The following is a 24,332-nucleotide window of genomic DNA, read 5'->3' on the forward strand; positions in this document are numbered from 1 at the left end:
TGTTGTTCTTGTTGAGCGGCCGGCTTTGCGCCGGCCTGCCTTACGTCTTGTTGGCCGTCCGGGTCGGACGGTTTCTACTTCTTTGTGGCAGTCCGGGTCGGACGGCCCTGGCTGATGAAAGCGTAATGCGCATTGGCGACGCCGCCAACCATCAAGGCCTCGACCACCGGCTCGGCGATCTCGCCCGTTGCCGCCCAGTCGACGATGAAATTGGCTCCGGTCCCGCCGCGCACGTCATCGGTCGGAATGAAGATCGAGACGGTGGCGAGGGGCTTCAAGGCCACCGGCGCTTTCAGATAGCTCTCGACCTGCTTGCCTGCGGTGTCGAAATAGGCGATGCGTTTGACCACCAGCGGCTGGCTCTCGGAGGCGTTGTGAACGCTCAAGGTCACCGAGAAGTCGACGCGCAGCTTGCCCTGGCTCATCGCGACGCTGGAATAGGCCGGCACATAGAACCCGCCGGCGACGGCGAGCTCCTCCTTCGGCAGCACAGTGAGCGAATCGGCAAAGCTTTGTTCGATATTGACCTTGGATTGCGCCGCGGCCGGCAAGGCGAACGCGAACGGAGCTAGCACGGCTATCAGCCAGAGCACGATCCGCATGTGACGAATTGCTCGCTTGCCGCGGCGCAACCTGTCTCTAGGGTGCGGCAAAACGGACCAATTTGGCATGCATGAGCTTATTCGCGACATCACTCTCTGTATCCTGTTTGCCTGGATGCTGGGCCTGCTCGCCCATTTCTCCCGGCAACCGCTGATCCTGGCCTACCTTATCGCCGGCTTCTGCATAGGTCCATTCGGCGCCGGCTGGGTCAAATCGCAGGAATCGATCAGCGTCATCTCCGAGCTTGGCCTGATCTTCATGCTGTTCATGATCGGGCTGGAGATCGACCTGAAGAAGATCGTGCGGGCGGGAAAGGTGATCCTGTTCGCGGCGGGCGGCCAGCTGCTCGGCGGCTGCCTGCTCGGGGTCCTGTTTTTCGCCGGCATCGGCCTGTCGCTCGGCGGCGGGCATTTCGATGCGGTCTATCTCTGTATCGCCTGCGCGCTGTCGAGCACCGTCATCATCGTCAAGGTGCTCTACGAGAAGCGCGAGCTCGACACGCTGCCCGGCCGCATCACGCTCGGCGTGCTGGTGCTCCAGGACATCTTCGCCATCCTGTTCCTGGCGGTGCAGCCGAGTCTTGCCAATCTGCAAGTGAGCGTCATCCTGCTCTCGATCGGCCGCGTCGCGGTGCTGGTCGCCGCCGCGCTGCTGGTCAGCCGCTATGTGCTGCCGCGCCTGTTCCACCAGATCGCCCGCCGGCCCGAACTGATCCTGCTCGGCGCGCTCGCCTGGTGCTTCCTCGTGGCCGAGACCGCGGAGCGGCTGTCGCTGTCGCGCGAGATGGGCGCCCTGATCGCCGGCGTCTCGCTCTCGACCTTTCCCTATGCGCTCGACGTCACCGCCAAGGTCACCACGCTGCGCGACTTCTTCATCACGCTGTTCTTCGTCGCGCTCGGCATGACCATTCCCGTGCCCGGCCTCTCCGTGATCGGGCTTGCCTTGATGATCGCGGCGTTCACGGTGGTGAGCCGGCTCGTCACGACCTTCACGCCGCTCTACCTGATGAAGCAGGGGCTGCGTGCCAGCCTGTTGCCGGCCCTGAACCTCGCGCAGATCTCCGAGTTCTCGCTGGTCGTGATCCAGACCGGCGTCACCGACAACCACATCGCAGCCGAGACGGCGAACGCGGCCTCCTTCGCCTTCGTGGTGCTGGCCGTGCTCTCGACCTTCGTGATGACGCGCAGCGACGAGATCGCCCGCTGGGCGATCGGCCCGTTGAAGCGGATCGGCCTGCGCGATCTCGATCACGGCAATGGCCATGCCGAGGAGGGCCACGAGGGCGGCCATGGCGAGGCTCGCCGCATCGTCATCCTGGGCTTTTTCCGCGCGGCGAGCGCGCTGCTGGCCGAGATCGAACGGCAGGCGCCGGTGTTGCTCGAGCAGATCACGGTGGTCGATTTCAACCCCAATGTGTACCAGACCCTGCTTTCACGCGGCCTGCACGTGATCTATGGCGACATCAGCAGCGCGGACACGCTGCTCCATGCCGGCGTCGGCAAGTCCGAGATGATCATCCTCAGCGTGCCGGATGCGCTTCTCAAGGGCGCCAGCAACGAGAAGCTGGTCCGCCACGTCCGCGCCCTCAACCCGACCGCCATGATCGTGGCTACGGCCGATCTTTTGTCGGATGTCGGCGAGCTCTACGAGGCCGGTGCCAGTTACGTCACCGTGACCCGACTCAGCGACGCCCACGAGCTGTTTACCGTGATCGAGGCCGCCCAGGCCGGCCTGCTCGCGGATAAGCGCGCCGAGCTCGACCTGCGGCTCGGCGAGCGGAGAGAGGTGCTGCCCTGACGGCGTCCGGCCGTCTTCCTTCCGGGGTTTGTGCGCCTATATCCCTGGTATCTTCGGTGCAAGCCTGAGACCCGCCGCCCTGACGGCCATCTGGCATATGCGGTTGCGTCCAGGACACTAGCGCTTGGGGCCAAGTCCGGCTAAGCCTCCGGCCCATAACCGATAGAGATTGGGAAATGCCCGATACCGTCCAGGAAGTCTTGCAGGCCTTTGCCAGGGGCGAGCTCGTCGTCGTCACCGACGATGAGGACCGCGAGGGCGAGGGCGATCTGATCGTCGCGGCCTCGCTCTGCACCGCCGAGAAGATGGCGTTCATCATCCGCCACACCTCCGGCATCGTCTGCGCGCCCGTGACCACGGAGGACGCGCGCCGCCTGCGGCTCGATCCCATGGTCGCCCACAACGATTCCGCGCATACCACCGCGTTCACGGTCTCGATCGACTACAAGCCCGACGGCGGCACCGGCATCTCCGCCGAGGAGCGCGCCTCGTGCTGCCGCGCGCTGTCCAATCCCAATGTCGGCGCCAACGATTTCGCCCGGCCCGGCCACATCTTCCCGCTGATCGCCAAGGACGGCGGCGTGCTGCTGCGCTCCGGCCATACCGAGGCCGCCGTCGACCTCTGCAAGCTCTCCGGCCTGCCGCCGGTCGGCGTCATCAGTGAGCTGATGAACGACGACGGCAGCGTGATGAAGGGCGAGCAGGTCGCCCGCTTCGCCGCCCAGCACAAGCTCAAGCACGTCACCATCGCGGACATGATCGCCTACCGCCAGGTGCGCGAGAAGCTGATCGAGCGGGTCTCGACCTTCGTCACCGACAGCCCGATCGGCCCCTTGCAGGGCTATGCCTATCGTTCGCCGTTCGATTCCATCGCCCACGTCGCCTTCGTCTACAACGGCGTCGGCGACGGCAAGAACGTGCTGACGCGCTTCCACAAGCCGAACATCGTCAAGGACATCTTCACCGGGCACAAGCGCATGGCGGCCGTGCTCGAGCATTTCGAGAGGTCCGGCCGTGGCGTGCTGGTTTACTTGCGCGACGGCGCTGCCGGCGTGCCGGTGGCTCCGCTGCCCGACGAGACGTCGACGGAGGCCGACCGCAACCGCCAGTGGCGCGAGATCGGCGTCGGCGCGCAGATCCTGCGCGATCTCGGCGTCACCTCGATCCGGCATCTCACCTCCTCGGTGCACGACTACAAGGGCCTGTCGGGCTTCGGCATCGAGATCGTCGCCAACGAGCTGCTCGAAATCTGACGACGTCGTTTCCGGGCGCGCGCCGTTGCGCGAGCCCGGAATGACCGAAACCAGGATGCAATTGAACTTGTTGCCGCGGCGCTTTACTTTGTCGGGCAATTGTTGACGGAACCAGACGCGAAAGGACGTTTCATGAGCGTGCGCCCTCAGACCAAGGACAAGCCGGCTGCGGCTTCTTTCCAGTGGGACGATCCGTTCCTGCTCGACGAGCAGCTTACCGAAGACGAGCGCATGGTGCGCGACACCGCGCGCGCCTACGCCCAGGACAAGCTGCTGCCGCGCATCACCAAGGCCTATCTCGAAGAGACGACGGATCGCGAGATCTTCAACGAGATGGGCGAACTCGGCCTGATCGGCATCACGCTGCCCGAGGAATATGGCTGCGCCAATGCGAGCTACGTCGCCTACGGCCTGGTCGCGCGAGAGATCGAGCGGGTCGATTCCGGCTATCGTTCGATGAACTCGGTGCAGTCCTCGCTGGTGATGTACCCGATCTACGCCTATGGCGACGAGAACCAGCGCAAGAAGTACCTGCCGAAGCTCGCCAGCGGCGAGTGGGTCGGCTGCTTCGGCCTGACCGAGCCCGATGCCGGCTCCGATCCGGCCGGGATGAAGACCCGCGCCGAGAAGGTCTCGGACGGCTACCGCCTGACCGGCAGCAAGATGTGGATCTCGAACGCGCCGATCGCCGACGTGTTCGTGGTCTGGGCCAAGTCGGCCGCGCATGACAACCAGATCCGGGGCTTCGTGCTGGAGAAGGGCATGAAGGGCCTCTCCGCGCCGAAGATCGGCGGCAAGCTCAGCTTGCGCGCCTCCATCACCGGCGAAGTCGTGATGGACGGTGTCGTGGTTCCGGAAGACGCGCTGCTGCCCAACGTCTCCGGCCTCAAGGGCCCGTTCGGCTGCCTCAACCGCGCCCGCTACGGCATTTCCTGGGGCGCGCTGGGTGCGGCCGAGGACTGCATGCACCGCGCCCGCCAGTACACGCTCGACCGCAAGCAGTTCGGCAAGCCGCTGGCCGCGACACAGCTCGTCCAGAAGAAGCTCGCCGACATGGAGACCGAGATCGCGCTCGGCCTCCAGGGCTCGCTTCGCGTCGGCCGCCTGATGGACGAGGGCAAGTTCGCCCCCGAGATGATCTCGATCATGAAGCGCAACAATTGCGGCAAGGCGCTCGACATCGCCCGCGTCGCGCGCGACATGCACGGCGGCAACGGCATCTCGATCGAGTACCACGTGATGCGCCACGTCCATAACCTCGAGACGGTCAATACCTACGAGGGCACGCACGACGTCCACGCCCTGATCCTGGGCCGCGCCATCACGGGCATTCAGGCGTTTTTCTAGTCGCCACGTATTCCGTGGCCGTTGTTTTGCTCGGCTGTCATCGTCCGCCCTGTGCGCAATTGCGCACTAGAGCGGACGATCCAGTATCCCGGAGACCTCGCCTTCGCCACGAACGCTACGGCGTACTGGATACCCCGCTTTCGCGGGGTATGACGGCGAGGGGTGGGGCAGCAGTGCACAGGAAGTCCCATGTCCGACAACGACGACGTCCCGTTCAACCGCAACTTTCCACTCAAAGCCGGAATCGTCGAGGAAGTCCGCCCCGGCGTGCGGCGCGTGCTCTGCAACAATCCGAGCCCGTTCACCTTCAGCGGTACAGTCAGCTACATCGTCGGCACGGGCAACGTCGCGATCATCGATCCCGGTCCTGATGATGCGGCGCATGCGGCTGCGCTGCTCGATGCCGTGCGCGGCGAGACGGTGAGCCACATCTTCGTCACCCACACCCACCGCGACCATTCGCCGAACACCGCGCGGATCAAGCAGGCGACCGGCGCGCCTGTTTATGCCGAGGGCCCGCACCGCGCCTCGCGCCCGCGCTTCGAGAGCGAGAAGCACAATCCGGAATCCGGCGTCGATCGCGATTTCGCGCCCGATATCAGGATCGCCCATGGCGACGTCGTCGAGGGCGCGGGCTGGCGCCTCGAGGCGGTGGCGACGCCGGGTCATACCGCCAACCATCTCGCCTTCGCCTGGCCCGAGCGAAAATTCAACTTCGTCGGTGACCACGTGATGGGATGGTCGACCTCGATCGTTGCGCCGCCCGACGGGTCGATGATCGACTACATGGAATCGCTCGATTGCTTGGCCGCCCGCGAGGAGGATCTCTATTTCTCAGGCCATGGCCCCGAGATACCGGATGGTCCGCGTTTCGTGCGTTTCCTGATCCGCCACCGCAAGGCGCGCGAAGCCTCTATCCTGCATCGTCTCGCCAAGGGCGAGGCCGACATCCCGACCATGGTGCGCGCGATCTATATCGGCATCGATCCCAGGCTGACGACGGCCGCGGGCTATTCCGTGCTGGCGCATCTGGAAGATCTGGTCGCCCGCGGCGTGGTGGCGACGGATGGCGATCCCGTGATTGGCGGGACATACCGGATGGCGGGAGCCTAGCTCACCGTCACTTCTTCACCGTCTTCGCCGGTGCCTTCGGCGGCGTCACCGGGGTCTTCTTCACCGGCTTCAGCGCGTCCGCATCGGCGGCGGTGTTGAGATCGTCGATGAATTTTGTGACGCGGGCGGCGTTGCTGCCGAGGTCGCTCTCGAAATAGCGCGAGGCGGAGCGGATATCGACGCGGGAATCGTCGCCGTCGGGCACGACCCTGATGGAAATGTCCTCGCGCAAACCCATGATCGGCGTGCGCGCCACCGCCTCGATGCGTCCGATGCGGCGCGGCGGCTGCGGCGCTCGCTCGTCGATGACGAGCCATTTGCGCTTGTTGACGATCTGGAGTGCGATCGCATAGGCGCGGTCGACCGGGATCTCGAGTTCGATCGGCTCGATATCGGGATAGAAATGGCGCTGCTGCTCGGCCGAATAGAGGCCGGCATAAACCGCGGTATTGGCGCCTTCACCGGTGCGCAGGCGCGCCAGCGCGTCGAAGCGGGGCGGGTCGATCGGGTCGGTCGTGACGTCGTGGATCGCCGGCAGCTTGCGGTATTGCAGGCCGAGATAGGCCGGGTAGGCGAGGATCATGCCGTCGATCAGGAAGGCGAGCAGGATGCGCGCCATGCCGCGCGAGCCGTTCTGCCAGATCGCGGCGAAGCCGGCGAGGCCGAACAGGATCGAGAGCGCGGCGATGGCGAGGCCGCCGAAGAAGGTGGCGAGCGCCGGCTTCGGCTCCAGAAAGCCGAACCGGACGACGAGGATCGACACCGCCACCGCCACCACCGCGAACACGGCCAGATTGCGCGCCCAGCTGGCGAGGCTGGACACGGGCTCCGATTGGTAGGGAGCGGAAAACCTGCGGGCCATCGGGTGAGCTCTGCCGGGGTTTTGGAGGCGGTGCCGCGCCGATCTGGCGCGACGATAGGAGGCGTTGAGACCACGCCCCGGCGGCAAATTCAAGGGAGACCGGGTTGCTACTGCCCGTCATTCCGGGGCGCCCGAAGGGCGACCCCGGAATCTCGAGATTCCGGGGTCGATGCCGTTGGCATCGCCCCGGAATGACGTGTAAGTCCTACGCCGCCGCGTTCGGGAAGCGGTAATCCTTGAACTGGTCGCGCAGCGCGGTCTTCAGGATCTTGCCCGTGGCGGTGTGCGGGATGCCCTCGACGAAGGCGACGTCGTCGGGCATCCACCATTTGGCGATCTTGCCGTCCATGTACTTCAGGATGTCCTCACGGCTGGCCTGCTGGCCCTGCTTGAGCTGCACGATCAGTAGCGGCCGCTCGTCCCATTTGGGGTGGAAGACGCCGATCACGGCGGCCTCCGCCACGGCCGGATGGCCGACCGCGAGGTTTTCGAGGTCGATTGAGGAGATCCACTCGCCGCCGGACTTGATCACGTCCTTGGAGCGGTCGGTGATCCGCATGTAGCCGTCCTCGTCGATGGTCGAGACGTCGCCGGTGTCGAAGAAGCCGTCCTCGTCGAGGATGTTGGCATCGAGCCGATAATAGGCCTTGGCGACGGCGGGGCCGGAGACCTTGAGGCGGCCGAAAGTCTTGCCGTCCCAGGGCAGCTCCTTGCCGGCGTCGTCGGTGATCTTCATCTCGACTGCGAAGGGCGCGTAGCCCTGCATCTGGAGCACATCGAGTCGCGCATCGCCGGTCGCGTTCTGGAACGGCGGCTTCAGCGCCGCGACGCTGCCGATCGGGCTCATCTCGGTCATGCCCCAGGCGTGGCGGACGTTCGAGCCCATGTCGAGGAAGGCCTTGATCATCGAGCGCGGCATCGCCGAGCCGCCGCAGATCACCATCTTCAGGTGCGGCAGCTTCAGATTGTTGGCGGTCATGTGCTGGAGCAGCATCAGCCACACCGTGGGCACGCCGGCGGTGTGCGTCACCTTCTCGGTCGAGAGCAATTCATAGACCGAAGCGCCGTCGAGCTTGGCGCCGGGCATCACCAGCTTGGTGCCCTGCGAGGGCGCGGAGAAGGCGATACCCCAGCTGTTGGCGTGGAACAGCGGCACCACCGGCAGCATCGTCTCGGAGGCGCTGGTGCCGAGCGCATCGACGTTGTTCGCCATCAGCGCGTGCAGCACGTTGGAGCGATGCGAATACAGCACACCCTTCGGATCGCCCGTTGTGCCTGACGTGTAGCACATCGCCGCCGCCGTGTTCTCGTCAAAGTCCTTCCATTTGAATTTGCCGTCGGCCTGCGCAATCCAGTCCTCGTAGGCCACCGCATTCTTCAGCGTGGTCTCGGGCATATGCGCCTTGTCGGTCAGCACGACGTAGCGCTCCACGCTGGGCAGCTTGTCGGCGATCTTCTCCAGGATCGGAACGAAGGTGATGTCGGTCATCACGATGCGGTCCTGCGCATGGTTGATGATCCAGGCGATCTGCTCGGGGAAAAGGCGGGGATTGACGGTATGGCAGATGGCGCCGATCCCCATGATGCCGTACCACGCTTCGAGATGGCGCCAGGTGTTCCAGGCGATCGTTGCGACGCGGTCGCCGAGCTTGATGCCGTCGCGCTCCAGCATCTGCGAGACCTTGAGCGCCCGCTTGTGGATCTCGGCGTAGGTGGTGCGATGGATCGGTCCCTCGATCGATCGCGTGACGACCTCCTGCTTGCCATGAATCCTGGCGGCGTGTTCGATGATCCGGTGGCAGAGCAGGGGCCAGTCTTGCATCAAACCAAGCATTCCGACGTTCCTCCGAGAAGTCGCTGGACGCGTTATCGCTCTCAGCGTTGGGCCAAAGAATTGTCATGAGTTTTAGCCTGCCGGACTTTCGCCGCAAATGGTCTTGTCGCGGCTATATGTCCGCCGGCGCGGCAATGGTTACCGTCGCGCTGGGGCTGACGCTTGGGCTCGCGGATCGGGCGGAGGCGCGAAAATATGCTGCGCCGCTCGATATCTTTGGCTTTGGTACACCACGGCCGCGCGCGAAGGTTCATTCCGCCAAGATCCCGCTACCGAAACCTCGCCCCGCGGAGGCCCCCAAAGCACCGGACGGGGCCGCACCGGAGGCCGACGGCAAGCCTTCCCCGGACAAGCCTTCCCCCGACAAGCCGGCCGAGGCGCCGCCGCTGCCCGAGAAGCAGGTCTCGGCCTGCCGGCTCGCGCTGACCGAGGAGATCGCAATTGCACCCTCCATCCCCGATATCCGCGGCCCCGGCGGCTGCGGTGGCGAGGATCTGGTGCGGCTGGAGGCCATCGTGCTGCCGGACAAGCGCAAGGTGGCGGTCAAGCCGGCGGCGATCCTTCGCTGCACCATGGCGTCTGCGATAGCCGACTGGGTGCGCAAGGACATGGTGCCGCTCGCTACCAGTCTCGGCTCGACCATCAGCGATCTCGACAATTTCGATAGCTTCGAGTGCCGCGGCCGCAATCGCATCGTTGGAGCGTTGCTGTCCGAGCACGGCAAGGCCAACGCCCTCGACGTCCGCGCCGTCAAGCTCGCCAACGGGCAGTCGATTGGCCTCACCGATCGCACCATGTCGCGTGACGTGCGCGAGCGTGTGCTGCATTCGGTGTGCGCGCGCTTTTCCACCGTGCTCGGCCCTGGCTCGGACTGGTACCACGAGGACCATATCCATCTCGACCTGGCGCAGCGGCGCAACGACTATCGGATCTGCCAGTGGAACGTCTGGGATCCCCTGCCGCAGATCGCGCCGCTGCTGCCGGCGGAACGGCCCGAGGAGGCGCCGCCGCGCGAGGTCGCGTCCAAGCCTGAGGCAAAGGATGGGGCTGGTGACGAGGCGGCGGAGAAATCCCCCGCGCCTGCGGACAAGCCGGCGGCCGACAAGGTCCAGCCGTCCAAGCCGGCAACAAAAAAGCGCCGGTAAAACCGGCGCTTTTGAATGTCGGAGATCGGGAGAGGCGATCAGTAGCTGCCCGCCTGGCCAGTTCCGCCGGCGCCGAGCGCCAGGCGCGAATTGTAGGGCGAGTCGCCGTGCTTCGGCTCGAGCACCACCACGATGGTGCCGACCTTGACGCGGCCATAGAGGTCGATCGCGTCCTCGTTGGTCAGACGGATGCAGCCCGACGAGATCGAGGCGCCGATATATTCCGGCTGGTTGGTGCCGTGGATGCGGAACAGCGTGTCCTTGCCGCCCGAGTAGAGATACATCGCGCGGGAGCCCATCGGATTGTCCGGACCGGGCGCAACATAGGTCGGCACGCCCAGGCGCGAAATCTCGCCCGGGGTCGGATGCCAGGCCGGCCACTCGGTCATGCTGCCGACCTTGGCGATGCCCGACCAGGCCATGGCTTCTTCGCCGACGGTGATGCCGTAACGGATCGCCTTGCCGCCATCCAGCACGTAATAGAGGTAGTGGTTGTCGGAATCGACCACGATCGAGCCGGGCGATTCTTTGCGGTGATATTCGACGATGGCGCGGCGGAACGGCTCTGCGACCGGGGTGTTTTCGTACCGGACCTTGGCGAGCAGTTCCTTGTCCTTCGGCTTGAAGGCCTTGGTGTCGGTCGCTTCGAAATGCGTGGCCTGCATGCAGCCCGACAGCATCAGGCCAGCGGCCAAAATCCCTAACTTAACTTTCAGCGACGACATGATTTGGTTCCAATCAAAACAATACCGCGCGGGAAAGCCTGAGCTTAGCGCCCAACTTCCTCGACTCCGTTAATCCCATTATCGTTGAAATCTGCCACAATTCCAGCACTCAAGGCCTTTTCCCGCGCTGCGAGACCTCAGCTGTGGCTTTTTTGCCGCAAGTTTTTCAGGTTTACGCGGGTTTTGGGGCAAAGCGTGCCGGATTGTCGATTCTGTGTCACGGTTGGGCCACGGCGTCGCCACAAATGCAAACGCTCCGTTAATGTGCTTGTCATGATGAACTTGTCAGAATCGCGCTAAAGGCTGTCATTCTGTCGCAGGTTCTCTGGAGTTGTTCATGTTTTCGGTGTTTGTTCCCTCCGAGTCCTCCCTCAAGAAGGCCGTCATCGAGGATCTCACGGCGCTGCCGGAGAATGCGGTCTGGATCGACCTCTTCAGTCCGAGTGCGGCCGAGGACAAGGCGGTGGAGCGGCTTGCGGGCATCGCCATCCCGACCCGGGAAGACATGCAGGAGATCGAGATCTCCAGCCGCCTCTATATCGAGAACGGCGCGCGCTACATGACCGCGACGCTGATGTGCCACTCCGATACCGACATGCCCCGGACCACGGCGGTGACCTTCATCCTCGGCGACCACCGCCTGGTGACGGTGCGCTACGACCTGCCGAAGCCGTTCGCCCTGGTCGAGGCCAAGCTGGGCCGCTCGTGCACGCCGGCGATCACCGGCGAGATGGTGCTGATGGAACTGCTGGACGCCGTGATCGACCGCTGCGCCGACATTCTGGAGCGCTGCGGCGCCGAGATCGACCAGGTTTCGCACGACATCTTCGAGCCCGAGAGCGAGCGCCATGGCCACGCCAAGCAATATTCCCAGATCCTGATCTCGATCGGCCGCAAGGGCGATCTGACCTCCAAGGTTCGCGAGAGCCTGGTCTCGATCGGCCGCGTCGTCGCCTTCCTCTCGGCGGTGGTTGAGGGCGTGAAATGGTCCAAGGACATGCGCGAGCAGCTCAAGACCATGCAGCGCGACGTCTCCTCGCTGACCGACCACGCCTCCTATCTCTCCAGCAAGATTACCTTCGTGCTCGACGCCATGCTCGGCGTCGTCAATCTCGAGCAGAACAACATCATCAAGCTGTTTTCGGTCATGGCTGTTGTCCTGATGCCGCCGACGCTGATCGCCTCGATCTACGGCATGAACTTCAAGTCGATGCCGGAACTCGAATGGGCGCACGGCTACCCGATGGCACTGGTGCTGATGCTGATCGCGGCCATCGTCCCGTACTGGATCTTCAAGCTCAAGAAGTGGCTCTGATACCTACCGAGACCTTACGCCGTTAGTCGAGACACGGTGGTTGGTGTCGCAGAATAGAGCGGGATTGCGGCGTCGCGGTGATGCGTGGCTGCCGCCCCAATTCCTCCGGTAAAATTTGAGCGGTGAGCTGAACGTTTGCGCGAAACTTGTCTGCGATAAGTAGTGCGTAGCCGCGAGGAACAGCCATGGTTGAAAAACACATAACGTCGCCCCGGAACGTCATCGATCTGGCGAACTATCGTCAGGCCCTGGCGAACGGCAAGGCGTCGTCGATGTCGGCACGCATGTGCCGGCACTGTGGTGCTCCGCTGCTCGATGGTGAGAACGACGACGACTGCTCGACTGCATTCAGCACGGCCACGCCAAGGCCGCGCGAGAGGTCACGTCGGATTCGACTCGATTGAGCAACGGAAGGTAAGGGCGATCCAGGTCTTGCGGCGGCTTTGTCTGGATCGCCTGCTTCCCTAGGCACTGTTTCCAATTCCGTCATTGCGAGAAGCGAAGCGACGAAGCAATCCAGACCGTCTCCGTGGAGGTGGCCTGGATTGCTTCGCTGCGCTCGCAATGACGACCGCTAAAGGATGGTCTAGACGTGCTGGCCGCCGTTGATGTGGATCTCGGCGCCGTTGACGTAGGACGAGGTGTCCGTGCACAGGACATAGACGATCTTGGCGACCTCGTCGGGCGTGCCGAGCCGGTGCATCGGGATCTGCTGCTCCACGATCTTCTCGGTGCCGGGCGACAGGATCGAGGTGTCGATCTCGCCCGGTGCGATCGCGTTGACGCGGACGCCGACGCGGCCGAAGTCCGAGGCCATCTCGCGCGTCAGGGATGCAAGCGCGGCCTTGGAGGTGGCGTAGGCTGCGCCTGCGAAGGGATGCACGCGCGAGCCCGCGATCGAGGTGACGTTCACGACCGAGCCTCTGGCCGCCTTCAGCTCCTCGATCAGTCCGCGCGCCATCATGATCGGCGCGAAGAAGTTGACGTGGAAGACATGCGTCCAGGTATCGAGGTCGGTGTCGACCGAACCGAGCCGGGAGCCGCCCGGGCCCTTCGGCGAGATCGCGGCGTTGTTGACCAGCGCATGAAGCATGCCGCCCTCGAGGCGGTTGCGGATTTCGGAAATCGCGCGGGTCGTGTCCTTGGGGTCGGCGAGGTCGACCTGGATGTGGTCCTCAGGGCCCGCATCCCAGGGGCAGTCCTCCGGGAAGGGATGCCGCGAGCAGGTGATGACGCGCCAGCCCGCCGAGGAGAAGCGGATCACGGTGGCATGGCCGATACCGCGGCTCGCTCCGGTCAGGAGCAGCGTGCGTCGCGGTGCGTTTGACGAATGCGGCATGAAGGTCTTTCAGGTCGGGGCCTAAGGGTACATCCGCGTCTTGGACCACTTCTGGCCGGCGGCGTCACGACGAAATTCGATGCGGTCGTGCAGACGGAATGGGCGATCGTGCCAGAACTCGATGCGGACCGGTGTGATGCGCCAGCCGCTCCAGCCCGGCGGCCGTGGCACCTCGCCGATGATGTATTTGGCCGCGACTTTTGCGATTGCCTGTTCGAAGGCGAAGCGGCTCTCCAGCGCCTCGGACTGCTTGCTCGCCCAGGCGCCGATCTGCGCCTGCTTGGGGCGGGTGGCGAAATAGGCGTCGGCCTCGGCGTCAGTCACCGGCGTCACGTTGCCGCGGATGCGGACCTGACGGCGCAGCGACTTCCAGTGAAAAAGTAACGCTGCCTTAGGATTTGCGGCGAGTTCACGGCCCTTCTGGCTCGCGATGTGGCTGTAGAAGACAAAACCCTCGGTATCGAAGCCCTTCATCAGCACCATGCGCACGTCAGGCAAGCCGTCCGGGTCGACGGTTGCGAGCGCCATGGCATTCGGATCGTTCGGCTCGCTCTTGATCGCCTCGTTCAGCCAGGTCTCGAACAGCGCAAAAGGCTCGTCGGCGGCGGTGAAATCACCGGATGTTAAGGGTGTCTGGTGTTTCATCGAGGTCGTGTCGGTCATGTCTGGAGTCCGAGTTGCGTTCCGCGGCCCAAAACGCGTTGTTGTCCGCTACCGCCCTATATAGGGCATGGGGACGCGTTGGCCTATCGGCGATCCGGCCGTCCGGCCTTGTCATGACGATGGTCCTGATCGGCTTCGGCGCCGGCGGCTGCAGCTTTTCGCGCAACGACACCAGCGCCTATGCCAAGGCCGACGACAGCGACCTCACCGGCTCGATCGCGCGGCCGGCGAAGGACGCAGCACCGACCGAGACCGATCTTGCCTTCGCCCGCAACGCCGCCTCCGACGTGCTGAGCAAGGGCGACAAGGATTCCAGCCAGCACTGGGAGAATCCGGTGACCGGGGCGCGCGGCTCGGTGACGCCGATCGCGCAATCCTATGCCGCCGAGGATGGCCGCAGGTGCCGCGACTTCCTCGCCAGCTACGTCAACGGCAATACCGAAAGCTGGCTCCAGGGCGCCGGCTGCCAAAGCAGCCGTGGCCGTTGGGAGATTCATACGCTAAAGCCGTGGCGGAGCTAGGATTCGGCCGGCAATCCTAGTTGCAAAAATGCCACTCTCTCCCCACATGGTTCGCAGGTGGGGCGGGGAGCCCTTTGAACAATTCGATTTCTTTGAAGGAGACGTGACGGATGCGCGACCCCTATGAGGTCTTGGGGGTGCCGCGGAGCGCCAATGCTGCCGCGATCAAGAGCGCCTATCGCAAGCTTGCCAAGAAGCACCATCCCGACAGCAACAAGGACGACCCGAAGGCCGCCGAGCGTTTCGCCGAACTCAATTCGGCCAACGAGATCCTCGGCGACGAGGACAAGCGCAAGCAGTTCGACCGCGGCGAGATCGACGCCGACGGCAAGCCGCGCTTCCAGGGCTTTCCGGGCGGCGGCGGGCCGCGCGGCCGCGCGGGTCCCGGCGGGTTCGAGAGCTATACGTTCCGCTCCGGCGGCGGCCCGGGTCAGGGCGGCGGCGCGTTCGAGGACATCCTCAACAGCATGTTCGGCGGCGGGGTGCGCGGCGCGCGGCCGGGGGCCGGCGGCGCCGGGCAGTTCGAATTCGACACCGGTGGGATCGGGCTCGATCTCGACGTGAATGTCGCCATGTCCGTCTCGCTGGAGGAGTCGGTCAAGGGCGGCGAGAAGCGCGTCCGCCTGCCGACGGGCAAGGAGCTCAACGTCAAGATTCCGGCCGGCGTCACCGAGGGGCAGCAGATCCGGCTGCGCGGGCAGGGCGAGAGCGCCCAGGGCCATCCGCCGGGCGATCTTCTGATCACCATCGGCATCGCGCCGCACCCGTATTTCAAGGTCGAGGGCGCGGATCTCAGGATCGACCTGCCGGTCACGCTCTACGAGGCGGTGCTCGGCGGCAAGGTCCGCGTGCCGACCCTTGGGAATGCGGTCGAACTCTCGGTCCCGAAGAACACTTCCAGCGGCCGCACCTTCCGGCTGAAGGGCAAGGGCCTGCCGAAAGCTGGCGGAACCGGGGATCTCTTCGTCACTGTCAGGATTATGCTACCGGACGGGAACGACGCCGAGCTTGAAGCATTGATGGAGAAGTGGCGGGACCAACACCCCTACAATCCACGTAGCGGGCTTGGTTAGGGCGCGGTCGGAACTGAAGGGGTTTTCCTAAGGTCTACAGCATCCTCTCTTGCAGATGATGCTCGTCATATGCCTGAGGCGCGATAGCGCTTCTCGGCTCATATGCTCGACGTGTCGGCTGTCCGGCGGGGCAGCCGATAAAAAGGTGCGGCCTCGAGAGGGGGACCAGCGCGGTACCAAAAACCCCAATCGAGGCCGCCCGCGTCGATCGGCGGATCGAACGCTGCTCATTTTCGCGTGATCATCCGGTGCGATAATGAGACGCGCCGATGTCTTGATTCCAAATTTTCAATGACGGAATCGAGGCACCGCGCTTGCGCGGTTGTCTAGGTGCCGTTTTTCTCTGCCTGGTCGTACACGGCCTGCGCCACCTTGGTCAGCCGGTCGCGATCGCCGCCGCCGCTGACGACGTAGCCGACCCCGCGCTCCGCCCAGAACAGCGCGCCGTCCTTGTCCGTCTTGGCGTACCGCATCTGCGTTGCACCATTCTCGGTCTTGGCGGTGTAAATCGTGTACCGCTCGCCCGAGGCGCCCTCATACATCAGGAACGACGCCGGACCGTTCGGCCCTGGCAGGAGCCGGCCGCCGACCAGCTTCAACCCGCTCGCCTCCAGGTTCGGCGCGAACACGGTCCAGCCGCAGCGCCGGGTCAGCCAGGCCTGGAGATGGTCACGCTCGTTGCCGCCGACCTCGACGGGGTGGCGGACCTCGACGACATAGAGGCGGTGGGCGTCGAGTGCGTCGGCCGTAAAACTCTGGAAGGTCGAGGGGGAGTTGGCGGCGCCATGCGCGATCCAGCCGGCGGTGCCGCCGGCGACGAAGGCAACCAGCACAGCCGCGGCGGCGCCATAGAGCCATTGCCGGGGGCGGCGCTCCAGCCGTTCGAGCTCCAGCCGTACCGGCACCGGCTCCTGGGCGACGGAATCGTAGCGGGCGTGCAGCATCTCGGCCATGTCGCGCCAGGACTGCACCCGCTCGGCATCGTCAGGATGGGCGGCAAGCCAGGCCTCGACGTCGGCGCGGCGCTCGGCCGGCAGCTCGCCATCGACATAGGCGTGCAACTCGTCTTCGGTGATCGGAATATTGCGGTCGTTCATATCGATCGTCTCTGGCTCTGCGGCCCAAAATATCCTTCGTGACTCAACTTCGCTCGCTTTGTCGGTAGGCTGCGGACGGACCCAACGCGTTGCATCAACCCTGCCATCATTTCACCCGCCTGAGCGCCGGGCGCTCACCCTCCAGCGAGGCTTTAACGTGGGCGCGGGCGCGTGCCAGGCGCGACATCACGGTGCCGATCGGCACGCCCTGGATGTCGGCGACCTCGCGGTAGCTCATGCCCTCCAGCATCACCAAAAGCAGCACCGAGCGCTGCTCCTCGACCAGCGTTGCCAGCGCCTTCTCGATGTCGCGCCCCTCGGCTTCGGTCCCGCTGGCGTCCGGGTTGTTCTCCGTCAGCTGCATGAATTGCGGCCGCCTTGCCAGCGAGCGTCGCCGGTTCTTGTTGAGGTTGGTCAGGATCGTATAGAGCCAGCTCCTGACGTCGCCTCCGAGAAACAGGCGCTCCGAACGCAGCGCGCGCACCAACGTATCCTGCACCAGATCGTCGGCCGCATCCGCATCGCGCGTGAGCGCGCGGGCGTAGCGTCGCAACGCCGGGATCATGGCTTCCACACTTTGGCGAAACGCGCTCATTGCCGCCTTGACGTCCTGGTGTTCGGCGCAAGCGCCTTACTCATCATAACACCCGAACGGAACGGCTATTCCGGCGCTCGAAACAGCGTTAACGCCGCGTATTAGGACTGTACCGCGAAGGAGGGCTGGTGTACCTCCAAACCTCAACGAGAGCTCGACGGGACGTTCAAAAATGGCGCAGAATTCAGGTCTGATGCAAGGCAAGCGCGGGGTGGTCCTCGGCGTTGCCAACAACCGCTCGATCGCCTGGGGTATCGCCAAGGCATGCCACGCAGCGGGCGCCGAGCTCGCCTTCACCTATCAGGGCGATGCGCTGAAGAAGCGCGTCGAGCCGCTCGCCGCCGAGATCGGCGGACTCGTGCTCGGCCATTGCGACGTCACCGACGCTGCGACAATCGACGCCGCCTTCGCGGTGCTGAAGGAGAAGTGGGGCAAGATCGACTTCCTGGTGCACGCGATCGCCTATGGCGAGCAGCTCGACGGCCGCTACGTCGACACCACGCAGGAGAACTTCTCCAAGTCGATGCTGATTTCCTGCTACTCGTTCACCGCCGTGGCACAGCGCGCCGAGAAGCTGATGACCGACGGCGGTTCGCTCATCACGCTCTCCTATTACGGCGCGGAGAAGTGGATGCCGCATTACAACGTGATGGGCGTCGCGAAGGCGGCGCTGGAGGCGAGCGTGCGCTATCTCGCGGCCGACCTCGGCGAGAAGAACATCCGCGTCAACGCGATCTCGGCCGGGCCGATCAAGACGCTCGCGGCCTCCGGCATCGGCGACTTCCGCTATATCCTGAAGTGGAACGAGCACAACGCGCCGTTGCGGCGCAACGTCTCCACCGAGGACGTCGGCGGCAGCGCGCTGTATTTCCTCTCCGACCTCTCGCGCGGCGTCACCGGCGAGGTGCATCACGTCGATTCCGGTTACCACGTGCTCGGTATGAAGCGCCCGGACGCGCCGGATATCTCGCTCGGTGGCAAGGACTAGCCTTTAGCTGGAATGCCCGTGCCCACGATCTACTATCTTCGCCATGGCGAGACCGAGTGGAATGCGCTCGGGCGGCTCCAGGGCACCAGGGACGTTCCGCTGAACGCGCGCGGCCGCAGCCAGGCCGTGCAGGCCGGCGGCATTCTCGCCGATCTGTTCAAGCGCGACGGCCGCGACAAGGCGGCGCTGCCCTATGTGTCGAGTCCGCTCGGCCGCGCGCGCATGACCATGGAACTTGCGCGCGGCATGCTCGAATTGCCCGTGGCCGACTATTCGCTCGACGATCGCCTGCGCGAGATCGGCTACGGCGTCTGGGAAGGGCTGACGCTGGCCGAGAGCGAGGCGACCGATCCCGAAATCTATGCCAGGCGCCTTGCCGACAAATGGACGGTGGGCCCCGTAGGCGGGGAGACCTACGCCGATGTACAGGTCCGCGTGCGGGCCTGGTACGATCAGCTCCGGACCGACACCGTCGCGGTCGCCCATGGCGGGACCTGCCGGGCCCTGATGGTTTCGCTTGGCCTGGAGACGCCGGCCAGCGCCGCCGAGCTCTATATCGAGCAGGGCGCCGTCTACGTGTTCCGGGACGGGCGGCTGGAGAAGTTTAGTTAAGCCAAGTTTTCGTCATTCCGGGGCGATGCGCAGCACCGAACCCGGTGCGCCCTTGCGCACCTGAGAATCTCGAGATTCCGGGTCTGGTCCTTCGGACCATCCCGGAATGACAGGGAGTGTGCGGGTTTGACCCCCGGCCCCCCGCGCGTTACCACACGCCGGAACCGAGCGAGCACCAATGTCCTTCAACACCTTCGGCCACATGTTCCGCGTCACGACCTTCGGCGAGAGCCACGGGGTGGCGATCGGCTGCGTGGTCGATGGCTGCCCGCCCATGATCCCGCTCACCGAGGCGGACATCCAGGGCGATCTCGACCGCCGCCGGCCCGGCCAGTCGCGCTTCACCACCCAGCGCCAGGAGCCGGATCAGGTGAAGATCCTGTCCGGCGTGATGGCGCATCCGGAGACCGGCGTGCAGGTGACGACGGGCACGCCGATCGGGCTCCTGATCGAGAACACCGACCAGCGCTCCAAGGACTATTCCGAGATCAAGGACAAGTTCCGGCCCGGTCATGCCGACTTCACCTATGAGGCCAAGTACGGCCTGCGCGACTATCGCGGCGGCGGCCGCTCCTCGGCGCGCGAGACCGCGACGCGCGTTGCCGCCGGTGCCATCGCGCGAAAGGTGCTGCCCGACGTCAAGGTGCGCGGCGCCCTGGTGCAGATGGGCCCGCACAAGATCGACCGCGAGAAGTGGGACTGGGACGAGGTCGCCAGGAATCCGTTTTTCTGTCCGGACAAGGACAAGGCTGCGTTCTTCGAAACCTATCTCGACGGCATCCGCAAGAGCGGCTCCTCGATCGGTGCGGTGCTCGAGATCGTCGCCGAAGGCGTGCCGGCGGGCCTCGGTGCGCCGATCTACGCCAAGCTCGATTCCGATCTGGCGGGCGCGATGATGACCATCAATGCGGTGAAGGGCGTCGAGATCGGCGCCGGGTTCGGCGCGGCCGAGCTGACCGGCGAAGAGAACGCCGACGAGATGCGCACCGGCAATGACGGCACGCGCTTCCTGTCCAACCACGCCGGCGGCGTGCTGGGCGGCATCTCCACGGGGCAGCCGGTGGTGGTGCGCTTCGCGGTGAAGCCGACCTCGTCGATCCTCCAGCCTCGCCTCACCGTCGATCGCCAGGGCGCCGACACCGAGATCATGACCAAGGGCCGCCACGACCCCTGCGTCGGCATCCGTGCCGTCCCCGTCGGCGAAGCCATGATGGCCTGCGTGCTGGCGGATCACTTCATCCGAGACCGCGGGCAGGTGGGACGCTAGAGCGGGGTGAGGCGTTAGTGTCGCGGTACCAGCCCACCGCGCAGCTTGACGTCCCCAGAACTTCGTCCGCAAATGCGGACATGCAAAACTCCGAGCTCCAGCGCATCACCAACTGGCTGATCGACGGCGCGAGGTCGTCCGGGACCCCGGCCGAGATGATCGCCGACGTTTGCGAGCATCTGGTCGCAGCTGGCCTGCCGCTGTGGCGGTTCGGCATCTTCATCCGTACGCTGCATCCCGAAATCTTCGGCCGCAACTTCATCTGGCGGGAAGGCCAGGAGGTCGAGATCGGCACTGTCGATTTCGAGATCCTGGACACGCCTGAATTCGCACGCAGCCCGCTGCGGATCGTGTTCGAGGAGGGGCTGGAGGTCCGGGGACGGATGGACGACCCCGACAGCAAGCGGTTTCCGTTCCTCGACGACATGCGCGCCGAAGGCGTGACCGACTACCTCGCGATGCCGATGCCGTATCTCGACGGCTCGATCCACGCAACGAGCTGGACCACGCGTCACCCCAGCGGATTCAGCGACGACGACGTCGCGGCGATCCGGGCCATGATGGCGCCGCTCGCGCGCGTCAGCGAGATCGTCAGCCTGCGCCGTACCGCCGAGATGCTGCTCGACACCTATGTCGGTAACCGCGCCGGCGCGCGCATCCTCGGCGGCCAGATCCGCCGTGGCCACAACGACACCATGCAGGCGGCCATCTGGCTCTCTGACTTGCGCGGCTTCACCGCGTTGTCGGACCGGCTGCCGGCCGAGACCGTGGTCGAGATCCTCAATCAGTATTTCGACTGCCAGGTCACCGCAATCCGGGGCCATGGCGGCGAGGTGCTGAAGTTCATGGGCGACGGCCTGCTCGCGGTGTTTCCGATCGACGAATATGTCGGCGATGCCGCCCATGTCTGTTCGCGCGTGCTGGAAGCCGCGCGCGAATCCCGCGCCAGCGTCGAGGCGCTCGCCTTTCCGGTCGGCGACGTCGTCGAGCGCTTCCGCTTCGGCGTCGCGCTGCATGTCGGCCACATCCTCTACGGCAATATCGGCGGCGGCAACCGGCTCGACTTCACCTGCATCGGCCCTGCCGTCAATCTCGCGGCGCGGCTGGAGAAGATCGCCGGCCGGCTCGGCCGCACCGTCGTGGTCTCGGAGGTTTTCGCGAACGCCTGCCGCCACGACTGGCGCGCGCTCGGCGAATTTCCGATCGCGGGGTTTTCGAAGGCGCAGCGTGTGTATGGGCTGACCGAAGAGACGCCGGTGGTGATGGCCTAAGGGCGTTCAGACCGACGATCGCGCCGGTCGGCTGAGCAGAGAGCTGCGGCCACCGCTCCTGGCCGCTGCGCGCCTCAGTCCGTCCGCTCCAGGTTGTCGCGCACGCGCCACTTCAGCGCATCGATGTCGATCTGATGCACGCTGCCGCTGCCGGCGAGGTCGAGCGCGTGCGCAGCGGCGGCGCCCATCGCCATGCAGGGGCCCATCACCCGAACGCTGGAGAGTGCGGCCTTGTCGGCATCGATGCAGCGGCCGGCGGCGACGATGTTGTCGGCTTCCTGCGGCGTCAGGCTGCCGAACGGCACATAGTGGACGTGGTCCTTGTCGAAGATGTGCCAGTGATGGCCGGAGCCGTGGTCGTGCAGTTCGATCGGCCACGCCGTGCGGCCGATCGCGTCTTCGAATTTGGTGCCGGCGCGGACGTCGTCGACCGACAATTGCTGGCGGCCGACGATCCAGCGCGTCTGGCGGATCCCGGGAAGGCCATAGGCGCGGATGCGCGCCTTGCCGAAGCAGGCGGGGAATTCGTTCCTGAGGAAGGCGAAGGCGCGATCGGCCTGGTCCTTGCCCTCGATGCCCTTGCGGCTCGCCTCTAGCGGCTCCAGTGGCGTCTCGACATGGGTCATGTTCATGGCGGCAACGCCGCGCCCGGGAATGACGAAGGACAGGCCCTCGCGCCGCAACAGGCCGTAGTCGCCGGCCTTCTCTCGCATGCGCGCCGGCAATTCCTCCCGGCTCGGCACCTTGCTCTCGTCGATATTCTCGACGATCAGCATTTGCGTGCCGTAGATCGGGCCGTCGTCCGGCTCGCGGCAGGCAAAGCCCGCCTGCCACACCAGCGCGGCGTCGCCGGAGGCGTCGACGAAGCCGTTCGCCTCGACCTCGACGTCACCGTAGCGGGTGGAGAGATCGATCCCGGTCACGCGCCGACCGGCGACGCGGACGTTGCGCATGACGGCGCCGACGATCACGGTGACGCCGGCCGCAAGCATTGCCTTCTCGACCCAGCGTCCGAGCGCGACCTCGTCGTAGTAGACGACGGTGGTGTGCGGCCCGCGGCGGTAGAACAGCGCGTTCTCCTGCGCACCGAGGTCGCCAAGGAGATCGTCGGCGATACCGTGGGTGAACTGGTAACCGTCGCTGCCGTTCGAGAACAGGCCGCAGAAGGTGCCGATGATGGAGTTGACCGCCTGGCCGCCGAGCGCGGGCAGGCTGTCGACCAGCACCACCTTGCGTCCGGCACGCGCGCCCTCGATCGCCGCCGACATGCCGGCAGCACCCGAGCCGACCACGCAGATGTCGGCGACGACGCGCGAGGGCTTTTGGTTCGCGGCACGCCGGACGATCTTGGTGCCCGCGGTGACTTCGCTCGCGCTCATGGGTAGCTCCGTGTTCTTGTTGTCGTTGTCGTCAGTCATTTCGACGCCGTCGGCCGGTCCGGGACGAAGGATTTGTCGATGATCTTCTCGGCATCGATATCGGGTTCGATCATCTTCTGGCGCTTGAACCAAGCGATCTGACGGGCGATGTCGGCGCTGTCGAGCGCGGGATCGACGACCGACAGCCCGATGCGGAGCTGCTCGACCTTCTGCTCGGTGTATTTGGAGATGATCGCAAGCATCGCGTCACCTTCCTCGCTGCGGACGAATTTGCCGTCCGCATCGCGTTGCAACAGCACGCGCGCATAGTCGTCGGCGCCGCGGCGGTAGACGGCCAGCACCTTCTCGACCAGCTTGCGGTTCTTCTCGATCGTCGCGGTCGAAGCCACGACGCAGCCGAGCATCCAGGGCGTCTCGTCGCCGACGAAGCCGAGCACGATCGCGTCGCCGGAGGCGACCACCGGGCTGATCGTGGTCGTGGCGGTGAGCGCCGCGTCGAGCTGGCCGCCCTTGATGGCCGCGGCGACATTCGGCAGCGACTGCAGCGGAACGACCCGGACGGAGGTCACGTCGAATTTCAGCTTGTCGGCGATCAGGCCGAGCGAATAATGGAAAGTGGAGCCGACTTGCGTGATGCCGACGGAATGGCCGGGCAAGTCCTTCAGCGTCTTCAGGCCCGAATCATAAGCGCGCTTGGAGGCGACGTAGGCCGTGTTCTGGAAGCCGGGTGCCTCGCGCGCCGTGCCGGCAACCACCTTCAGTCCGCCCTTGCCCGCGAGGTTGTAGAAAGCGGCCGTGAAGCCGGTGAAACCGATGTCGATATCGCCGGACACGCTGGCTACCGCGATCGGCACGGCGGCATCGAAGAATTTCAGATCAGCCTCGATCCCTTCCTGCTCGAAATAGCCGCGCTCCTTGGCGAGGAACAACGGGGCTGCCGAGGAGAGCTTCAACAGCCCGATGCGGACCCTTTCGCCCGCTTGCGCCATGCCGGTGGTGAAGAAGGCGATCGCCACCAGCGTCAGGACCAGTCGGCCTCTTGTCACGAAGCTTCTTATTGATATGCCCACGTCCGTCGTTTCCCGCTTTGTTTATTGTTCGGCGTGCGCCGGTTTTGCGGCATTGTCGGCGATCCCCGGCGGGAATGCAAAGTCGGAAAGCGCGGATGGCTTATTCCTCCGGCTCAGTCGTCAAAAGCAGTGGCGCGATGTTTCTGTGATCACCGGCCACTGCCAGACGTCCCCCTCAATAAGCGACCTTCATCGCATCTTGCAAAAACTTCTCATCACCATGGTGCAGGCCGGCCGCGGCATGGCCTGGCTGCCGGAGAGCCTCATCGCCGATCAGCTCGCATCGGGCGAACTGGTGAAGGCGGGCGGGCCGGAATGGGAGATTCCAATCGAGATCCACGTGTTTCGTCCGAGATCGCGACTGACGCCTGCGGCGGAGGCGTTCTGGAAACACGTTCAGGAGCATCCGCGCCCGAGCATTGCGCGCAAGCCAGTGCGCTCCCGTCGCGGCCGAGGCTAGCGG

The 24,332-nt window shown here is 65.1% G+C and carries 24 protein-coding genes; 14 read left to right on the forward strand and 10 right to left on the reverse strand.

Features of this window, described 5'->3' with window-relative positions; translation table 11 throughout:
- Window positions 1-74: 74 nt before the first annotated feature.
- Entirely contained in the window at window positions 75-602 is a 528-nt protein-coding gene (locus AAFG50_RS11815; RefSeq protein ID WP_028175356.1) for a DUF3124 domain-containing protein, read from the reverse strand.
- A 67-nt stretch (window positions 603-669) separates the two neighbouring features.
- Between AAFG50_RS11815 and AAFG50_RS11820 the strand changes: the two genes are divergently transcribed.
- The 4 genes from AAFG50_RS11820 to AAFG50_RS11835 all read left to right on the forward strand — a co-directional run bounded on the left by AAFG50_RS11820 (window position 670) and on the right by AAFG50_RS11835 (window position 6,113).
- On the forward strand, window positions 670-2,400 hold the full coding sequence (locus AAFG50_RS11820; RefSeq protein WP_028175355.1) for a cation:proton antiporter: 1,731 nt from the start codon (window positions 670-672) through the stop codon (window positions 2,398-2,400).
- Between the two features lie 176 nt (window positions 2,401-2,576).
- Window positions 2,577-3,653 carry a 3,4-dihydroxy-2-butanone-4-phosphate synthase gene (gene ribB, locus AAFG50_RS11825; protein ID WP_011085401.1) on the forward strand — a complete coding sequence of 359 codons (1,077 nt, stop codon included), beginning with the start codon at window positions 2,577-2,579 and terminating at the stop codon, window positions 3,651-3,653.
- Window positions 3,654-3,785: 132 nt separating this feature from the next.
- The gene (locus AAFG50_RS11830; RefSeq protein ID WP_011085402.1) at window positions 3,786-5,000 is read left to right on the forward strand and encodes an acyl-CoA dehydrogenase family protein; all 1,215 of its coding nucleotides are present in this window, start codon (window positions 3,786-3,788) and stop codon (window positions 4,998-5,000) included.
- 189 nt (window positions 5,001-5,189) lie between these two features.
- The gene (locus AAFG50_RS11835; RefSeq protein ID WP_028175354.1) at window positions 5,190-6,113 is read left to right on the forward strand and encodes an MBL fold metallo-hydrolase; all 924 of its coding nucleotides are present in this window, start codon (window positions 5,190-5,192) and stop codon (window positions 6,111-6,113) included.
- A 7-nt stretch (window positions 6,114-6,120) separates the two neighbouring features.
- Here AAFG50_RS11835 and AAFG50_RS11840 read toward each other — a convergent pair whose 3' ends face one another.
- Window positions 6,121-6,975 (reverse strand): DUF1499 domain-containing protein, encoded by an 855-nt coding sequence (locus AAFG50_RS11840; RefSeq protein ID WP_011085404.1) that lies wholly within the window; start codon window positions 6,973-6,975, stop codon window positions 6,121-6,123.
- A 205-nt stretch (window positions 6,976-7,180) separates the two neighbouring features.
- Window positions 7,181-8,809: a fatty-acid--CoA ligase gene (locus AAFG50_RS11845; protein ID WP_011085405.1), complete on the reverse strand. Its 1,629-nt coding sequence runs from the start codon at window positions 8,807-8,809 to the stop codon at window positions 7,181-7,183.
- Between the two features lie 65 nt (window positions 8,810-8,874).
- On the opposite strand from AAFG50_RS11845, the gene AAFG50_RS11850 reads away from it, so the two are divergent.
- Window positions 8,875-9,954, forward strand: coding sequence for an extensin family protein (locus AAFG50_RS11850; RefSeq protein WP_011085406.1), 1,080 nt, complete (start codon window positions 8,875-8,877; stop codon window positions 9,952-9,954).
- A 38-nt stretch (window positions 9,955-9,992) separates the two neighbouring features.
- Here AAFG50_RS11850 and AAFG50_RS11855 read toward each other — a convergent pair whose 3' ends face one another.
- A complete protein-coding gene (locus AAFG50_RS11855) occupies window positions 9,993-10,679 on the reverse strand; it encodes a L,D-transpeptidase (protein WP_011085407.1) in 687 nt (228 codons plus the stop codon).
- A gap of 337 nt (window positions 10,680-11,016) precedes the next feature.
- On the opposite strand from AAFG50_RS11855, the gene AAFG50_RS11860 reads away from it, so the two are divergent.
- A complete protein-coding gene (locus AAFG50_RS11860; protein ID WP_011085408.1) occupies window positions 11,017-11,994 on the forward strand; it encodes a magnesium transporter CorA family protein in 978 nt (325 codons plus the stop codon).
- A gap of 185 nt (window positions 11,995-12,179) precedes the next feature.
- Window positions 12,180-12,398, forward strand: a complete 219-nt coding sequence (locus AAFG50_RS11865) for a hypothetical protein (RefSeq protein WP_074077209.1) — start codon at window positions 12,180-12,182, stop codon at window positions 12,396-12,398.
- 182 nt (window positions 12,399-12,580) lie between these two features.
- Here AAFG50_RS11865 and AAFG50_RS11870 read toward each other — a convergent pair whose 3' ends face one another.
- Window positions 12,581-13,333, reverse strand: a complete 753-nt coding sequence (locus AAFG50_RS11870; protein ID WP_011085409.1) for an SDR family oxidoreductase — start codon at window positions 13,331-13,333, stop codon at window positions 12,581-12,583.
- A gap of 21 nt (window positions 13,334-13,354) precedes the next feature.
- Entirely contained in the window at window positions 13,355-13,996 is a 642-nt protein-coding gene (pdxH, locus tag AAFG50_RS11875; protein WP_011085410.1) for a pyridoxamine 5'-phosphate oxidase, read from the reverse strand.
- Window positions 13,997-14,109: 113 nt separating this feature from the next.
- Here pdxH and AAFG50_RS11880 point away from each other — a divergent pair, with 113 nt between their 5' ends.
- A complete protein-coding gene (locus AAFG50_RS11880; RefSeq protein WP_028175353.1) occupies window positions 14,110-14,517 on the forward strand; it encodes an RT0821/Lpp0805 family surface protein in 408 nt (135 codons plus the stop codon).
- A gap of 110 nt (window positions 14,518-14,627) precedes the next feature.
- Window positions 14,628-15,590 carry a J domain-containing protein gene (locus AAFG50_RS11885; protein ID WP_011085412.1) on the forward strand — a complete coding sequence of 321 codons (963 nt, stop codon included), beginning with the start codon at window positions 14,628-14,630 and terminating at the stop codon, window positions 15,588-15,590.
- A gap of 326 nt (window positions 15,591-15,916) precedes the next feature.
- Here AAFG50_RS11885 and AAFG50_RS11890 read toward each other — a convergent pair whose 3' ends face one another.
- Both AAFG50_RS11890 and AAFG50_RS11895 read right to left on the reverse strand, forming a co-directional pair.
- Window positions 15,917-16,687: an anti-sigma factor gene (locus AAFG50_RS11890; RefSeq protein WP_011085413.1), complete on the reverse strand. Its 771-nt coding sequence runs from the start codon at window positions 16,685-16,687 to the stop codon at window positions 15,917-15,919.
- Between the two features lie 106 nt (window positions 16,688-16,793).
- The gene (locus AAFG50_RS11895) at window positions 16,794-17,282 is read right to left on the reverse strand and encodes a sigma-70 family RNA polymerase sigma factor (protein WP_011085414.1); all 489 of its coding nucleotides are present in this window, start codon (window positions 17,280-17,282) and stop codon (window positions 16,794-16,796) included.
- A gap of 172 nt (window positions 17,283-17,454) precedes the next feature.
- Here AAFG50_RS11895 and fabI point away from each other — a divergent pair, with 172 nt between their 5' ends.
- The 4 genes from fabI to AAFG50_RS11915 all read left to right on the forward strand — a co-directional run bounded on the left by fabI (window position 17,455) and on the right by AAFG50_RS11915 (window position 21,420).
- Window positions 17,455-18,270 carry an enoyl-ACP reductase FabI gene (gene fabI, locus AAFG50_RS11900; RefSeq protein ID WP_011085415.1) on the forward strand — a complete coding sequence of 272 codons (816 nt, stop codon included), beginning with the start codon at window positions 17,455-17,457 and terminating at the stop codon, window positions 18,268-18,270.
- Between the two features lie 12 nt (window positions 18,271-18,282).
- Complete coding sequence (locus AAFG50_RS11905) at window positions 18,283-18,882, forward strand: histidine phosphatase family protein (protein ID WP_011085416.1); 600 nt, start codon at window positions 18,283-18,285, stop codon at window positions 18,880-18,882.
- A 178-nt stretch (window positions 18,883-19,060) separates the two neighbouring features.
- The gene (gene aroC / locus AAFG50_RS11910) at window positions 19,061-20,149 is read left to right on the forward strand and encodes a chorismate synthase (RefSeq protein ID WP_011085417.1); all 1,089 of its coding nucleotides are present in this window, start codon (window positions 19,061-19,063) and stop codon (window positions 20,147-20,149) included.
- Window positions 20,150-20,229: 80 nt separating this feature from the next.
- Window positions 20,230-21,420 carry an adenylate/guanylate cyclase domain-containing protein gene (locus AAFG50_RS11915; protein WP_028175352.1) on the forward strand — a complete coding sequence of 397 codons (1,191 nt, stop codon included), beginning with the start codon at window positions 20,230-20,232 and terminating at the stop codon, window positions 21,418-21,420.
- Between the two features lie 74 nt (window positions 21,421-21,494).
- Here AAFG50_RS11915 and AAFG50_RS11920 read toward each other — a convergent pair whose 3' ends face one another.
- Together AAFG50_RS11920 and AAFG50_RS11925 are read right to left on the reverse strand one after the other, a co-directional pair.
- Window positions 21,495-22,799, reverse strand: a complete 1,305-nt coding sequence (locus AAFG50_RS11920; protein ID WP_028175351.1) for an FAD-dependent oxidoreductase — start codon at window positions 22,797-22,799, stop codon at window positions 21,495-21,497.
- A gap of 35 nt (window positions 22,800-22,834) precedes the next feature.
- The gene (locus AAFG50_RS11925) at window positions 22,835-23,845 is read right to left on the reverse strand and encodes an ABC transporter substrate-binding protein (protein ID WP_028175350.1); all 1,011 of its coding nucleotides are present in this window, start codon (window positions 23,843-23,845) and stop codon (window positions 22,835-22,837) included.
- 16 nt (window positions 23,846-23,861) lie between these two features.
- On the opposite strand from AAFG50_RS11925, the gene AAFG50_RS11930 reads away from it, so the two are divergent.
- A complete protein-coding gene (locus tag AAFG50_RS11930) occupies window positions 23,862-24,329 on the forward strand; it encodes a substrate-binding domain-containing protein (protein ID WP_231166659.1) in 468 nt (155 codons plus the stop codon).
- Window positions 24,330-24,332: the final 3 nt, after the last annotated feature.

The organism is Bradyrhizobium sp. B039, from assembly GCF_038965675.1.
In the GTDB taxonomy this organism is placed as follows: domain Bacteria; phylum Pseudomonadota; class Alphaproteobacteria; order Rhizobiales; family Xanthobacteraceae; genus Bradyrhizobium; species Bradyrhizobium diazoefficiens.

Coding starts and splice junctions, on each gene's coding strand:
- AAFG50_RS11815 (WP_028175356.1), bottom strand. CDS start 602: ATGCGGATCGTGCTCTGGCTGATAGCCGTGCTAGCTCCGTTCGCGTTC.
- AAFG50_RS11820 (WP_028175355.1), top strand. CDS start 670: ATGCATGAGCTTATTCGCGACATCACTCTCTGTATCCTGTTTGCCTGG.
- ribB (WP_011085401.1), top strand. CDS start 2,577: ATGCCCGATACCGTCCAGGAAGTCTTGCAGGCCTTTGCCAGGGGCGAG.
- AAFG50_RS11830 (WP_011085402.1), top strand. CDS start 3,786: ATGAGCGTGCGCCCTCAGACCAAGGACAAGCCGGCTGCGGCTTCTTTC.
- AAFG50_RS11835 (WP_028175354.1), top strand. CDS start 5,190: ATGTCCGACAACGACGACGTCCCGTTCAACCGCAACTTTCCACTCAAA.
- AAFG50_RS11840 (WP_011085404.1), bottom strand. CDS start 6,975: ATGGCCCGCAGGTTTTCCGCTCCCTACCAATCGGAGCCCGTGTCCAGC.
- AAFG50_RS11845 (WP_011085405.1), bottom strand. CDS start 8,809: ATGCTTGGTTTGATGCAAGACTGGCCCCTGCTCTGCCACCGGATCATC.
- AAFG50_RS11850 (WP_011085406.1), top strand. CDS start 8,875: ATGAGTTTTAGCCTGCCGGACTTTCGCCGCAAATGGTCTTGTCGCGGC.
- AAFG50_RS11855 (WP_011085407.1), bottom strand. CDS start 10,679: ATGTCGTCGCTGAAAGTTAAGTTAGGGATTTTGGCCGCTGGCCTGATG.
- AAFG50_RS11860 (WP_011085408.1), top strand. CDS start 11,017: ATGTTTTCGGTGTTTGTTCCCTCCGAGTCCTCCCTCAAGAAGGCCGTC.
- AAFG50_RS11865 (WP_074077209.1), top strand. CDS start 12,180: ATGGTTGAAAAACACATAACGTCGCCCCGGAACGTCATCGATCTGGCG.
- AAFG50_RS11870 (WP_011085409.1), bottom strand. CDS start 13,333: ATGCCGCATTCGTCAAACGCACCGCGACGCACGCTGCTCCTGACCGGA.
- pdxH (WP_011085410.1), bottom strand. CDS start 13,996: ATGACCGACACGACCTCGATGAAACACCAGACACCCTTAACATCCGGT.
- AAFG50_RS11880 (WP_028175353.1), top strand. CDS start 14,110: ATGACGATGGTCCTGATCGGCTTCGGCGCCGGCGGCTGCAGCTTTTCG.
- AAFG50_RS11885 (WP_011085412.1), top strand. CDS start 14,628: ATGCGCGACCCCTATGAGGTCTTGGGGGTGCCGCGGAGCGCCAATGCT.
- AAFG50_RS11890 (WP_011085413.1), bottom strand. CDS start 16,687: ATGAACGACCGCAATATTCCGATCACCGAAGACGAGTTGCACGCCTAT.
- AAFG50_RS11895 (WP_011085414.1), bottom strand. CDS start 17,282: ATGAGCGCGTTTCGCCAAAGTGTGGAAGCCATGATCCCGGCGTTGCGA.
- fabI (WP_011085415.1), top strand. CDS start 17,455: ATGGCGCAGAATTCAGGTCTGATGCAAGGCAAGCGCGGGGTGGTCCTC.
- AAFG50_RS11905 (WP_011085416.1), top strand. CDS start 18,283: ATGCCCGTGCCCACGATCTACTATCTTCGCCATGGCGAGACCGAGTGG.
- aroC (WP_011085417.1), top strand. CDS start 19,061: ATGTCCTTCAACACCTTCGGCCACATGTTCCGCGTCACGACCTTCGGC.
- AAFG50_RS11915 (WP_028175352.1), top strand. CDS start 20,230: ATGCAAAACTCCGAGCTCCAGCGCATCACCAACTGGCTGATCGACGGC.
- AAFG50_RS11920 (WP_028175351.1), bottom strand. CDS start 22,799: ATGAGCGCGAGCGAAGTCACCGCGGGCACCAAGATCGTCCGGCGTGCC.
- AAFG50_RS11930 (WP_231166659.1), top strand. CDS start 23,862: ATGCCCACGTCCGTCGTTTCCCGCTTTGTTTATTGTTCGGCGTGCGCC.